The following is a 13557-nucleotide window of genomic DNA, read 5'->3' on the forward strand; positions in this document are numbered from 1 at the left end:
CGCATGGCGATTCGAAAACTGGAACACACAGGTGTTATGGTCAACAATTTAGAGGAATCCATTGATTTCTATACGCGTATTCTCGGCATGGAACTCAAAGGGATTCTCCAACACAATCAGCCTGGGATGCGCCTTGCATTTCTATCCTTCCCTGGTCAGACGGTCGAATTGGAATTGATTGAAGGCTATCCAGTCGCCGTAGCGCCTGAAGGTCAGGTGCATCACTTGGCGTTTACAGTGGACGATATCGAGGTGGAGGCTGAGCGCTTGCGAGCGCTTGGAGTGTCGTTCATCGAACCGGAAATTACCACGTTGCGCAATCAGGCACGCTATATTTTCTTTGCCGGTCCAAATGGCGAACAACTGGAGCTCTTTCAGCCCGGCACTGAGGCTTAATCGATCGTGTATCGGCGGACGGGAGGTTCAAGATGCGACTTTATTACCTTGGCCCCGAAGGAACGCACAGCCATGAAGCATCCGCACTTGCGGCCCAACAATTGATCCTGGCGTCTGCGGAATTGTGCCCGCTGCCTACGTTTTCGGATGTACTAGCCGCTTGTTTTGCATCGCCACCGGGAGAAGCATTTGCGTGTGTCCCAATTGAAAACAGCATTCAGGGATCCGTGTGGCAGGTCTGGGATGAGGTCATGCGGGCATGTAGTATAGCGCCTTCGCAAGCGTCGCCCGCGTGGGGGATTTTGGCCGCTGTCACGCAACCTATACATCAGTTTGCTATTTATCAGGAAGGGACCGATCCGCTTCAGGTCACCACTGTTCTCTCGCATCCGCAGGCGTTGGCTCAGTGCGCACAAACGCTGAAAGTGCGGTATCCAAACGCCGTACCGTCAACCGTATCGAGTACAGCGGAAGCAGTGAGGCAGGTGGCCATGCAGTCTGACAAGTCAGCGGTTGCCATCGGCAGCCGTCGTGCGGCCGCAGTTTATGGCCTCGCGTACGATGAAGCTCCGCTTGAGGATCATCAAGGAAATGTCACGCGTTTTGCAGTGATTGGTCCGCGGGAAGTGAGCCTGCCCAAGCCGACCGCGCTCGAATGGACAGACGAGACCGCATCTTTGTGTCTGCGCGGAGTGCCGCATCGCCCAGGAGGATTGGTGGGTGCTCTGCAGGCGTTTGCGGCTGCGAATTTAAACCTCACACGTCTCGAGTCGCGACCAGTGGGCGACCAGCTTGGCCACTACGTCTATTATTTGGATGTGTCTGTGGCAGGACTGTGCGACGAGGGTCAATTGTCTTTGCAGCATGTGGTCGAGGAGCTTGCGACGCATGGTACAGAGGTGATTTCCTTAGGTGTGTATCCGGTATATCGCAATCCCGGATAACGGGGGCTATCAACAACAGGGCGTCCATTGGGCGCCCTGTTTTGTTAACGCAGCAAAATGCTTGGCATGCGGACGGCACGCAGATTCCAGGCCACCGTGGCGAGGGGAGCCAAACACAGCACCGAAATGCACACGAAGTAGGGCAGACTGCCCGCGGAGAACCCGAAGATAGAAACATATAAAAACAATCCAATACGGGCCGCCGAATAGAGCGCTTCGCGGACGATGAATCCGATTGCGACATTATCAAATAGCTGACCGACTGCATCAAACTGTTGGGCGTTGACCTGGCTGAAAAAGAGCGGGTTCGCCAGGCTGACGACGACGTTAAAGGCGATGAGTAAGTGTGATCCATGCATGAACAACAAGGCGCTACCCATCGTTGCTGCGGCGCCACCCATCCACGCAAAATTCTGGCGGACTGCGTCCGATTTTGCGCGAATTCCGTAACCAATGACCAGATTGACGACAAGTGAAAGTAAGGCATACAAGGTATTCAGCCAACCGGCTCCCAAAATCCCGCTGCCATACGAGTAGGTCAGTACGCCGGCCGCGAAGTTGACGAAGTACGTGTAGAGGCTACACGTGAGCACGGCGACGGCAAAAGTACCGAGCCCAAAGCCCAGCAGTCGACGGCGAGGTGGAGTTGGCACAGCGGGAACATCCGCCGTACGCGTGAACGCCAAGCGTGGGAACGGCCGCGCCAATGCAAAAATGGCCGTAAACATGGCGATCACGACGGTGAACATCGCCGTGTAGCCAAAGGCATGAATGACGGTCGCGGAAAGTGTCGGCATGGCTGCGGCGATACAACTGGTTGCCAAGTTGAAGCGAGCAATGGTTTGACCGCGTTCACCAGCATTCGAGAACTGGAACAAAACCAAATTATATCCCATATAGTAGAATCCCGAGGCAATACCCATCATCGCAGCGACAACGAGATCCAGCACTAGAACGCCGTGCGGAATGATCATGAGTAGGGCGATGGCGCCAATGCCCCAGAGTGACCCAAACATGATGTTGCGCTTTGTCGAAGATTTGCTGATCGCGCCCCCAACAATAAACGCGCCGATCCAAAATACATACATGACCACGTTATATAACGCCGTCGCGCGTAGAGAAGAAAACCCCTGATAGATGTAAATGTTGATAAACAGGTTCGAAAATTGCGAGCAAAGATAGAACAACATGTTGCAAATGGATAGGCGAATGATGGGCTTCAAGGACGTCGACGCTCCCATCGAAAAATGGACGGCGGGAAAAACCGACATCCCGCCACCTTCCTCGTTTTATCATGCCTCTTGGCGTGTGCGCCGCTGCGCCTTTTCACGCTCACTCTTGTTCAAGATCCGCTTGCGCAGGCGAACAGCTTGTGGTGTGACCTCGCACAGTTCGTCGTCTTCGATGTATGTGATGGATTCTTCCAACGACAGAGTACGGGCGGCCTTTAGGCGGACGGTTTCGTCTTTCGTGGCCGAGCGGATATTGGTCTGGTGTTTAGCCTTGGTCACATTGACCGTCAGATCGTTTTCGCGCGTGTGTTCGCCGACAATCATGCCTTCGTATACTGGCGTTCCGGGCGTGATGAACATGACGCCGCGGTCCTCGAGATTACCCAGCGCGTACGCTGTGGCTTCACCTGTGTCCATCGAGACCAAGACACCCTGTCTGCGCGTCGTGATTGAACCGCGCCACGGGCCATATTCATGGAAGCGGTGGTGCATGGTTCCGTAACCCTTCGTCATCGTGAGGAATTCCGTGCGGAAGCCAATCAGTCCGCGCGTCGGAACATGGAACACCAGGCGCGTCATATCTCCTTGACCGGTCGGTTCCAAGCTTACCATTTCGCCTTTGCGCGAACCGAGCGATTCAATCACCGATCCGACGGCATCCGATGGCACGTCCGCAACAAATTCTTCGATAGGCTCCATCTTCTGGCCATCGATCTCCTTGACGATGACATGGGGCTTCGAGACTGCTAATTCATAGCCTTCTCGACGCATGGTTTCGATCAAGATAGATAGGTGAAGTTCGCCCCGGCTCGCTACGAGAAACACGTCGGCGTCTTCTGTCTCTTGTACGCGCAGACTGACATCGGACTCTAGCTCTTGGAACAGTCGCTCACGCAACTTGCGTGACGTCACGTGCGTGCCTTCTCGCCCGGCGAACGGGCTGTCGTTGACGCGAAACGTCATTTCCAAAGTCGGTTCGTCAATCCTTAGCAACGGCAATGGATCTGCATTCGCGGGATCGGCAACGGTTTCCCCCACCATAATTTCAGGAATCCCGGCAACCGCCACGATATCCCCTGCAAATGCTTCGTTCACTTCGATCCGCCGTAACCCCTGATGGGCAAACAGCTTCTGGATGCGTTTTTGGACGACGGTGCCGTCGCGTTGGATGAGGGCGACGGTTTCACCTTGCCGCAGGACGCCGCGTGCAATGCGGCCAATGCCGATGCGTCCCAAATATTCATTGTAATCGAGCATCGTGACTTGCCATTGTAAGGGTCCTGAAACGTCGACGTCAGGTGCTGGAATGTGTTCAATAATAGCTTGGAACAAGGGTTCCATATTCGTCCCTGGCACACTCGGGTCGTCCGTCGCAGTACCGAGTATTGCCGATGTGTAGACGACGGGAAATTCGAGTTGATCTTCATTGGCGCCGAGATCGATAAACAAGTCCAGCACTTCATCGATGACTTCGGCTGGGCGGGCGTTGGGTCGATCCATCTTATTGACCACGACCACGGGTACAAGTCCGGCAGAGAGGGCCTTTTCAAGTACAAAACGCGTTTGTGGCATGACGCCTTCAAACGCATCGACGACGAGCAATACGCCGTCGACCATCTTGACGATGCGCTCGACTTCGCCGCTGAAGTCTGCGTGGCCAGGTGTATCGACGAGGTTGATGCGGTAATCTTTATAAGGTATGGATGTGGTTTTGGCGAGAATCGTGATGCCGCGTTCGCGCTCGAGGTCGTTGGAGTCGAGCGCCCGCTCGTGAATCTGCTCATTGTCGCGGAAGAGTCCCGACTGTTTAAGCAGTTGGTCAACCAGGCTTGTCTTGCCGTGGTCGACGTGCGCGACAATCGCCACGTTCCGCATCCGAGTTACATCGGTTTGCATGGTGTCCTCCTTGCACTGACTTTGCGCTAAACACGATAGCACGAAGGCTTCACGATTACAACGCAGTTGGCGATTGGCCGCGTTTGCAGGGAGCTTCCATAGGTGGTATAATGCATGTGTTAGGCTTCGTATACCGTGTACGGACAAGAGTGGGGCTATTTCCCACTCTTTGATTTATGCTAGGCACTTTTTGGCGTACGCGTGGCGATGGCAAGATGACCGAGCCCGAGCTTGGGGAGGATGGCACGTGGCGAAAGAACGTGTGACGGACATAGTCGAGCGTTTGGTGTTGCCGATTGTGGAGAAAGAGCAAGTTGAATTGGTCGACGTGGAATTTCAAAAAGCAGGCGCCAATTGGTATCTGCGAGTGTTCATTGACAAGCCCGGCGGTGTGGACATTGATGACTGCAGCCGCGTGAGTGAGCAACTGTCAGAGCAGTTGGACATCGTCGATCCGATTCCCGAATCCTATTTTCTCGAGGTCTCGTCGCCTGGTGCAGAGCGCCCTTTGAAGAAACCGGCAGACTTTGAGCGAGCAATCGGTGAACATGTCTATGTTTCGCTGTACGAGCCCATCGACGGATCCAAGTCGTTCGAAGGCACACTTCTTTCATACGACGGCGAGCAGTTGGAACTCGACGTACGTGTGAAAACGAGAAGTCGTAAAGTCACCGTTCCGCTCGCCAAGGTGGCACTGGCGCGTCTGGCCGTCGAATTATGAGCGCTATCGCCGGGATGGGGCAGCCACGGCCGGCGTGCGTGAGATTAATGCAAGGGGGAGGTTCCCTTCTATGAACGTTGATTTTCTGGACGCGCTGGAGCAACTCGCCCGCGAGAAGGGCATTGATAAAGAAGTTCTGTTGGAGGCCATTGAAGCAGCACTTATTTCTGGTTATAAGCGCAACTTTAACTCTGCAGGCAACGTCCGGGTAGATATTCATCGTGATACTGGCGAAGTTCGCGTGTTCGCACGAAAAACGGTGGTCGAGGAACCGGAAGACACACGCACGGAGATCTCGCTCGATGCGGCTAGAGATATCAACCCGAGTTACCAATTGGGCGATGTCGTTGAAATTGAGGTGACCCCGCGCGACTTTGGGCGGATCGCTGCACAGACGGCCAAGCAAGTGGTGACGCAACGGATCCGCGAAGCGGAACGTTCGGTCATCTATGGAAAGTTCGCTGATCGCGAGGAAGAGGTCGTGAGTGGCATCGTCAGTCGCATCGAGCCGCGTGTCGCGTATGTTGACCTCGGAGATACGGAGGCTGTCATGCCTCAATCGGAGCAGATGCCGACTGATAAATTGCACTTGGGAGACCGTGTCAAAGTGTTCATCGCGCGGGTCGAACGAACGACGAAGGGACCACAAATCGTTGTATCAAGAAGTCACCCGGGGCTGTTAAAGCGGCTTTTCGAATTGGAAGTGCCTGAGATTTATGACGGCGTCGTCGAAATCAAAGCCGTGTCGCGCGAGGCCGGATATCGCTCGAAGATCGCAGTCCATTCGCGCAATCCTGAGGTCGATCCGATTGGCGCGTGCGTAGGCACGCGTGGCGGCCGCGTACAGTCTGTCGTGAATGAACTCAATGGCGAAAAGATCGATATCGTTGAGTGGAGCGAGGATCCAGCGACTTTTGTCGCCAATGCGCTGTCTCCTGCCAAAGTTGTCGATGTACAGATCTTTGAGACTGAAAAAGTTGCGAGGACCATCGTTCCCGATTACCAACTGTCGCTTGCGATCGGCAAAGAGGGGCAGAACGCGCGCTTGGCCGCTCGCTTAACCGGTTGGAAGATCGACATTAAGAGCGAGTCACAGGTGTCGGGTGAGGACTTGTTTACAAACCTCGACGAGGACCCGGAAAGTGATGACAATGCAGTCGGTACGCTTGCTGACGATTGGCTGAACGAACCTTAAGCGGTGCGGGGCAGGGGGAGGATGGCATGAACAAGGTGCGGAAAGTGCCTCTGCGCAAATGTGTCGGTTGCCAGGAGATGAAACCGAAGCGTGAACTTGTGCGGGTGGTGCATACGCCTGAAGGTGAAGTGCGCGTCGACCCGACCGGCAAGCAGAATGGGCGCGGTGCCTATCTCTGCCCGCAGCCAAGCTGCTTACAAACGGCTCAGAAAAGGCGTTCATTGGAGCGCATGTTGAAGACGAGTATTCCTGACCAGGTGTATCAAGCTTTGGCGGAAAAGATGCGGGAGGTCGCGGGCGGTGCCTGATGCGGCAGCGGTGTTGTCTCTACTCGGCATGGCGCGGCGGGCGCGAGCCGCGATCGACGGCCAGGATCGGATTCTTGCGGCGATTTCGAGTGGGCAGGCGAAGCTGGTGATTGTGGCGTTCGATTCCGGCTTGAACGGGCGTAAAAAAATGTTTGACAAGACGTCGTATTATCACGTGCCCATTGTGGAATTTGGCGACAAGGCGGAGTTGGGCAAGGCGATTGGGCGTAAAGAAGCTGCAGCTATTGCGATTGTCGAGGATGGCTTTGCGAATAAGTTGCGGTCGCGGATTGGGGAAACCCTCGGAGGTGGAGCGTTTGACGAAAATTCGAGTGTATGAGTACGCAAAGAAAATGAACATGTCAAGCAAAGAGATATTGACCATTTTGGGACGGCTTGATGTGCCGGTGGCCAATCATATGAGCGTCATGGATGACGACATGATCCGCAAGGTTGAAAGCTTTTTTGCCGATGTGAAAAAGCGCGCGGCAGAGCGTCGGGCACAGGAAGCTGAAAAGGAGATGCGTGAGCGGCAACACAAGCGCCGCGAAGAGCAACCAGAAGCGGAGGTCGCAAAGGCGGAAGTGCGGCCGGAGCGCACCGCTGACGCAAATCGTACGCCTGGCAGCCGCCGGGATGGCGATGGAGCGGGTCGCGAGGATGCGAGAAACCGAGGGCGGCGCGACGACCGCCGCGAGGACAGCCGAGCCGAGCAGCGCAGTGACAATCGAAACGGGCAGCGGGACGAGCGCGCTGGGTTTCGCAACGACAATCGCGACAATCGAAATCGGCAGCAGGGCGGCAACTTTGGTCATCGCGGTCCTCGCCAAGCCGATGGGACAAGTGGGAATCGGCCGGGTATGAACGGTCAAAACAGTCGCGATGGCCGTAACTACGGGAGTCGCGATGGCAATCGCGACGGCGGGCGTTTTGGTCAGAGCCAGGGTCAAGGTGGATTCGGCAATCGTGGTGGTCGCGATAACGGACGCTTCGGCGGCGGACAAGGGCGCCCGGCGGGCGGTCAGGGCGGACGTTTCGGTGGTCAAGGCGGCGGACGACCTGGAGGAGGACGCCCAGCGGCAGCTGCGATTGCTCCCGCGCAAACGAAGCCGACCGCGCCCGGTAGTTTGCGTAAGGACAAGGATAAGAAGGATCGCCAGGGATTCGCGCGGCACGAGGAATTTAATGAGACAAAACTGCAACGCTCCAAGCGCCGTGCTAACGGCAAGGGGCAGGCCAAGCCATTGCCAACAGAAGTGACCGTCGAAGGAGCGATGAGCGTCGGCGACTTTGCGAAGCTGTTGCAGCGCGAGCCGGCTGAACTCATTAAAAGGCTACTTCTCCTCGGTGTCATGGCAACCATCAACCAGGAAATCGATACGGACACTATGGAGCTCATTGCCTCCGACTTTGGTGTTACGCTCCACGTTGTCGAACCCGTCGACGAAGAGGCATTGGACATGCTGGTGGAAGAGGATGATCCGGCGTCGCTCGTGCCTCGGCCACCCGTGGTGACCATCATGGGGCACGTCGATCACGGCAAAACGACCTTGCTGGACGCAATTCGTGAAAGCAAGGTCACAGCCACGGAGTCCGGCGGCATCACGCAGCATATTGGGGCTTATCAGGTCGAGATTGCAGACCGTCAAATCACGTTCTTAGATACGCCAGGGCACGAGGCATTCACAACGATGCGCGCGCGGGGGGCACAGGTGACCGATATCACCATTCTCGTCGTGGCTGCAGACGATGGTGTCATGCCGCAGACTGTCGAGGCCATCAACCACGCAAAGGCGGCCAACGTGCCGATTGTGGTTGCGGTGAACAAGATCGATAAGCCGGATGCAAATCCGGATCGCGTGAAACAGGAGTTGACGCAGTACGGCCTGGTACCGGAAGAATGGGGCGGAGATACCATCTTTGCACCTATCTCCGCGCTGAAGCGACAAGGTTTAGAAGAACTTCTTGAGATGGTTCTGCTCGTCGCGGACGTACAAGAGCTTAAGGCGAATCCGGAAGGGCGGCCGCGAGGCACGGTTATCGAAGCAAAGCTCGATCGCGGTCGCGGCCCGGTGGCAACAGTGCTCGTACAAAACGGAACGCTCAAGGTCGGAGACATTGTCGTGGCTGGTACGACGTACGGGCGCGTGCGTGCCATGGTCAACGATACCGGTCGGCGCCTGAAGACGGCTGGACCGTCGACGCCTGTTGAGATTCAGGGGCTCAATGGCGTTCCGTCAGCCGGGGATCAGTTTGTCGTGTACGACGACGAGCGGGGTGCACGTAACCTCGTGGAAAAACGCATGAGCCGCGAAAAGCAAGAGCAAATGCAAAACACGGCTCGCGTGACGCTGGACGATTTGTATCGCCAGATTCAAGAGGGCAATGTCGCCGAATTGAACGTGATCGTCAAGGCCGATGTTCAGGGTTCGGTCGAAGCCTTGGTTCAGTCCATTGAAAAAATTGACGTTTCCGGCGTGCGTGTGCGTGTGATTCACAAGGGCGCAGGTGGCATTACGGAGTCCGACGTCGCTCTGGCGTCCGCGTCAAACGCCATTATTATCGGTTTCCACGTGCGGCCGGACGCGAATACCAAGCGAATCGCAGAGCAGGAAAAAGTTGATATTCGACTCTATCGCGTGATTTACGATGTCATGTCCGAATTGGAGTCGGCCATGAAGGGCATGTTGGCGCCTGAGTACAGGGAAGTCGTGCTTGGTCACGCGGAGGTTCGCGAGACGTTTAATATCTCTAAGGTCGGCACGGTTGCCGGTTGCTATGTGACCGATGGTAAAATGACGCGCGATGCAGAGGCGCGTTTGGTACGCGACGGAATTGTCGTGTATGAGGGCAAACTGGATTCGTTGAAACGATTCAAAGACGATGTGCGCGAGGTCGCCACAGGCTTCGAATGCGGCATTACGTTGGAGAAGTTCAACGATATCAAGGTTGGCGACGTGATCGAGGCATTTACGATGGAGGCTGTCAAGCGTGCCTGACCATTGACCCTCGGGCGCGAGCGCTGCCGGTGGAGGTGTATCCCGCGTGTCTCGAATTCGGGTACAAAAAGTCGCGGAACAGATGAAAAAGGAATTGGCCGAAATCGTGCGAACGAGCGTCAAGGATCCGCGTGTCGGGTTTGCGACCATTACGCACGTCGAGGTGTCCGGCGATTTGCAACACGCAAAGGTGCTTGTCAGCGTTCTTGGTTCTCAGGAAGAAAAGGATGGCACGCTCGCTGCCCTTACGAAGGCCGCCGGCTTTATTCGCGGCGAGATCGCGCGGAGGCTCCATATGCGTGTTGCACCAGAGCTTCTGTTCCGACTGGATGAGTCTGGGGAATATAGTGATCGGATTGAACGGGTTCTGAAGACGATTCATGACGGCGAGGATGGCGGATCGGCAGGCGAGTAACGATTGCATGTGGGGAGGACGAGGCATGGAGCAGTGGCAACCTGTACCTCGACAGAAGGTGGCCGTGTTGGAGGTCGCCAAGGCTATAGCCGCGGACGATGACTGGCTCATTGTCACGCACGAACGGCCAGATGGCGATGCGCTGGGAAGCGCCTTAGCCATGGCGCACATTCTACAGGCCTTGGGTAAGCGTTGGACGTTTGTCGTGGGAGAGGTTGTCCCTGCGCGTTTTCGTTTTCTGCCGATGTTTGATCAGATTCGTCAGCTTGCCGAACCACCTGTTCGACCATTCCGTCGCGTGATCGCCGTCGACTGTGCGGACGAATTGCGCTTTGCTTCCGTTGCATCCGCGATCGCGCCGGACGCGTGTATTCTGAACATCGACCACCACCAGACCAATCCTCATTACGGTGCGGTCGCGTGTGTCGACGCGGAGGCCGCTGCCACTTGCGAAGTGATTTTTCACATTGCGCACGCGCTCGGCGTACCGCTTGTGATCGATCTCGCCAAGTGTCTGTACACGGGGATTCTCACGGACACAGGTGGTTTTAGTTACCCGAACACAACGCAAGAAGTCCACGAAATTGCCGCTGAGTTGCTGGCCAGTGGAGTCCGTCCCTACGATATTGCGGAACCTGCGTTGGAGGCGCGAACGTTGGAGCAAATGCGGTTGTTGCAGACCGCTTTGCGCGACATGGTCATCGCGGATGATGGCCGCTACGCCTTTATCATGGTAAGTCAGCAGATGCTCGCCGAGGCGCGCGCCAATGAAGACGATGTCGAAGGGTTGGTCGGATTTGCGCGATCGGTCGAGACGGTCGAGGTTGGCGTGTTGTTACGCGAGCGGCCCGACGGCATGATCAAGGCCAGCCTGCGTTCCAAGCGCCTTGTCGACGTTGCGCAAATTGCGCAGCAGTTTGGCGGCGGCGGCCACGCCCGGGCGGCTGGATGCAATCTACCAGGGCCACTGGCCGAGGCGAAAGCGAATGTCGAGCGGGCCGTGCAGTTGGCGTTGAAGGAAGTGTGAGTATGAGCGATACAGCAAATGGCGTGTTGCTCGTCGACAAACCTGTCGGGCCGACTTCACACGACGTGGTCGCCAAGGTGCGGCGCAAGCTCGGCACACGCAAGGTCGGTCATGCCGGCACGCTCGATCCCGGTGCAAGTGGGTTGCTTATGATCTGTGTAGGCAATGCCACAAGACTCTTGGAGTATTTCACAAGCGCCGATAAGTCGTACACGGGGACGGTTGTATTTGGCATTGGTACGGACACGGACGATGCCGCAGGAAGTGTGACACGGCAAGCTTCCGCGGCCCATTTGACGTTTGCCGATCTCCGCAAGGCGGCAGAGGCGTTCCTCGGCGTAACCATGCAGACCGTACCGGCGTATTCTGCTGTTCACATCGACGGTGTGCGTGCTTACGAACTGGCACGGAAAGGTGAGACGGTGGCGTTGCCGGAGCGCAAAATTCACGTTTCGCATTTCGAACTGGCCGACTTTCGCGCCGAAGGTGAATGTTGTTCGGCTTCTTTTTCCGTCACGTGTTCCAAAGGCACCTATGTGCGAGCACTTTGCCGCGATCTCGGTGAGCGGTTGGGCGTTCCTGCGCACATGGCTACTTTGCGGCGCACGGCGGTCGGGTCGGCACGTCTTGCTGACGCGGTTGCACTTGAGGCGTGGCTCGCATGTGAAAATCCCGAGGCATTTTTGCGTGATCCGTTGCTTTATCTCGACGGGTACCCGATTTGGCACCCATCAGCGGGCGTTTTATCGCGATTGGCCAATGGGCAGACCGTGCGCTGTATGGACGAGCTGTCCGGGGCTGAGGCGGGTCAGATTGTGCTGATTGTGCATGCGGGTGCCATTGCCGCCGTAGGCGAGGTGCAGTCTTTAGAGCCGACGCTGATTCGCCCGAAGAAGGTGTTTTGGAAGAAGGGATAACATGCTGTTTCACGAGATCCACGGGATGCCCCCTGCCAGTGAGGTCCCACAGGTACTTGCCATCGGCAAATTTGATGGTGTACATATTGGGCATCAGGCTATCCTCGACGCTGCGCGTAGAGCGGCGGGGATGGGCGAAAGGCTTGCTGTGCTCAGTTTTGAGCCACATCCAACCTACGCGCTGACACGAAATCCGGAGTATCTGCGAACACTCACGCCGCGTGCAGAAAAAGTGCGCTTGCTTGCGGAGTTGGGCGTGGGCGCTTATTACGTGGCGCAGTTTAATCGAGCATTTCAATCTTTGACGCCCGACGCATTTGTCCATACGTATTTACCGGCTCTTGGGGTTCGACATGTCGTGGTGGGTGACGATTTTCGCTTTGGGCAGGGGGGGAGTGGCAAGACCGATGTGTTGCGAAAACTCGCCCAGTCCTTGGATATCGGCGTCACTGTTGTCCCCCCTGTCGTCGAGAGCGGGCACAAGGTCGGTAGTTCACAGATACGCTCGCATTTGGCTGCCGGTCGCGTTGAGGCAGCGGAGGCATTGCTTGGCCGGCCATATGCTTTGACCGGAACTGTAGTGCATGGGGACAAGCGAGGACGGCTTATTGGCTTTCCTACTGCAAATCTTGGCGGAATAGACGAGTACGTGATGCCTGCATCAGGAGTGTACGCTGTGTCTGTGGCGTTGCTTGATGAGGGTGCGTCGTCGGAGTCGATGTGGTTCGGCGTCCTGAATGCGGGGATGCGTCCCACAGTTGAGGGGACGACCTTTCGGCTGGAAGTTCATCTGTTAGGGTTTAGCGGCGATTTATACGGGAGACAATGTCGAGTATCGTTCTTGCGCCGAATCCGCGATGAACGGAAATTTGCTGGGTTGGACGAGTTGAAGGCACAAATTGCACGCGACTGCGATGTGACGCGCCAGTTGTTAGGGTTGTCTCAGACACATGTAGGCGAGTAGCGGGAGAGAGATGAAGCTTTTGTCCGGGCTCAACTGTAGTCGATAGTTTGATTTTGTGCTATGCTATGATTTGTGTGTCATACACGATGAACTGCATCGCGGATCAGGAGGATACCTCCGACCTGTTCTTCGTTGCAGGGATGAAAGGAATAGGAGGACAACATCATGTTGGACGCAGAAGCAAAAAAGCAGATTGTTGAAAAGTACAAGGTTCATGAAACGGATACCGGATCTCCGGAAGTCCAGATTGCGATTCTCACAGAACGCATCAATTATCTTACGGAGCATTTCCGCACACACAAGAAGGATCATCATTCGCGCCGTGGGCTTTACAAGATGATTGGTCGGCGTCGCAACCTGTTGAATTATCTTCGTAAAAAGGACATCAACCGGTATCGCGAACTGATTCAGTCGCTTGGACTGCGCAGGTAAGGGAGAGGCGGGCTTAGGCCCGCTTCTTTTGCATGGGAACTGAAGTTTTCCCACGAAAGGTGCTCATACATAACAGATTGAATAACCTCGGCGGTATAGGAGGTAGGTGAA

14 protein-coding genes are annotated in these 13557 nt (G+C 55.9%); 12 read left to right on the top strand and 2 right to left on the bottom strand.

Going from position 1 to position 13557, the window contains the following annotated elements:
* Positions 1-3: 3 nt before the first annotated feature.
* Together BLU70_RS04110 and BLU70_RS04115 are read left to right on the top strand one after the other, a co-directional pair.
* Positions 4-396, top strand: a complete 393-nt coding sequence (locus tag BLU70_RS04110) for a VOC family protein (protein ID WP_006447017.1) — start codon at positions 4-6, stop codon at positions 394-396.
* 32 nt (positions 397-428) lie between these two features.
* Positions 429-1340, top strand: a complete 912-nt coding sequence (locus tag BLU70_RS04115; protein WP_074692310.1) for a prephenate dehydratase — start codon at positions 429-431, stop codon at positions 1338-1340.
* Positions 1341-1384: 44 nt separating this feature from the next.
* Here the strand turns inward: BLU70_RS04115 and BLU70_RS04120 are convergent, their stop codons facing one another.
* Together BLU70_RS04120 and typA are read right to left on the bottom strand one after the other, a co-directional pair.
* Positions 1385-2611 carry an MFS transporter gene (locus tag BLU70_RS04120; protein ID WP_006447015.1) on the bottom strand — a complete coding sequence of 409 codons (1227 nt, stop codon included), beginning with the start codon at positions 2609-2611 and terminating at the stop codon, positions 1385-1387.
* 21 nt (positions 2612-2632) lie between these two features.
* Positions 2633-4468 carry a translational GTPase TypA gene (gene typA / locus BLU70_RS04125; RefSeq protein WP_074692313.1) on the bottom strand — a complete coding sequence of 612 codons (1836 nt, stop codon included), beginning with the start codon at positions 4466-4468 and terminating at the stop codon, positions 2633-2635.
* 247 nt (positions 4469-4715) lie between these two features.
* Here typA and rimP point away from each other — a divergent pair, with 247 nt between their 5' ends.
* From rimP to rpsO, 10 genes are all read left to right on the top strand, one after another.
* Complete coding sequence (gene rimP / locus BLU70_RS04130) at positions 4716-5189, top strand: ribosome maturation factor RimP (RefSeq protein WP_040289483.1); 474 nt, start codon at positions 4716-4718, stop codon at positions 5187-5189.
* A gap of 70 nt (positions 5190-5259) precedes the next feature.
* On the top strand, positions 5260-6384 hold the full coding sequence (gene nusA, locus BLU70_RS04135; protein WP_074692317.1) for a transcription termination factor NusA: 1125 nt from the start codon (positions 5260-5262) through the stop codon (positions 6382-6384).
* Positions 6385-6410: 26 nt separating this feature from the next.
* Positions 6411-6692 carry an RNase P modulator RnpM gene (gene rnpM, locus BLU70_RS04140; RefSeq protein WP_040289482.1) on the top strand — a complete coding sequence of 94 codons (282 nt, stop codon included), beginning with the start codon at positions 6411-6413 and terminating at the stop codon, positions 6690-6692.
* Complete coding sequence (locus BLU70_RS04145) at positions 6685-7032, top strand: L7Ae/L30e/S12e/Gadd45 family ribosomal protein (protein WP_074692322.1); 348 nt, start codon at positions 6685-6687, stop codon at positions 7030-7032. The genes rnpM and BLU70_RS04145 overlap by 8 nt, the downstream gene beginning before the upstream one ends.
* Positions 7033-7045: 13 nt before the next feature.
* Entirely contained in the window at positions 7046-9691 is a 2646-nt protein-coding gene (gene infB / locus BLU70_RS04150; RefSeq protein ID WP_276326108.1) for a translation initiation factor IF-2, read from the top strand.
* Positions 9692-9737: 46 nt separating this feature from the next.
* Positions 9738-10106: a 30S ribosome-binding factor RbfA gene (gene rbfA, locus BLU70_RS04155; RefSeq protein ID WP_074692329.1), complete on the top strand. Its 369-nt coding sequence runs from the start codon at positions 9738-9740 to the stop codon at positions 10104-10106.
* Between the two features lie 25 nt (positions 10107-10131).
* Positions 10132-11133 (top strand): DHH family phosphoesterase, encoded by a 1002-nt coding sequence (locus tag BLU70_RS04160; protein ID WP_006447006.1) that lies wholly within the window; start codon positions 10132-10134, stop codon positions 11131-11133.
* Positions 11134-11135: 2 nt separating this feature from the next.
* Positions 11136-12050 (top strand): tRNA pseudouridine(55) synthase TruB, encoded by a 915-nt coding sequence (truB, locus tag BLU70_RS04165; RefSeq protein WP_074692334.1) that lies wholly within the window; start codon positions 11136-11138, stop codon positions 12048-12050.
* A gap of 1 nt (position 12051) precedes the next feature.
* Complete coding sequence (locus tag BLU70_RS04170) at positions 12052-13014, top strand: bifunctional riboflavin kinase/FAD synthetase (RefSeq protein WP_074692339.1); 963 nt, start codon at positions 12052-12054, stop codon at positions 13012-13014.
* A 165-nt stretch (positions 13015-13179) separates the two neighbouring features.
* Complete coding sequence (rpsO, locus tag BLU70_RS04175; protein ID WP_006447003.1) at positions 13180-13446, top strand: 30S ribosomal protein S15; 267 nt, start codon at positions 13180-13182, stop codon at positions 13444-13446.
* Positions 13447-13557: the final 111 nt, after the last annotated feature.

Source organism: Alicyclobacillus hesperidum (assembly GCF_900107035.1).
Classification (GTDB): Bacteria; Bacillota; Bacilli; order Alicyclobacillales; family Alicyclobacillaceae; genus Alicyclobacillus; species Alicyclobacillus hesperidum.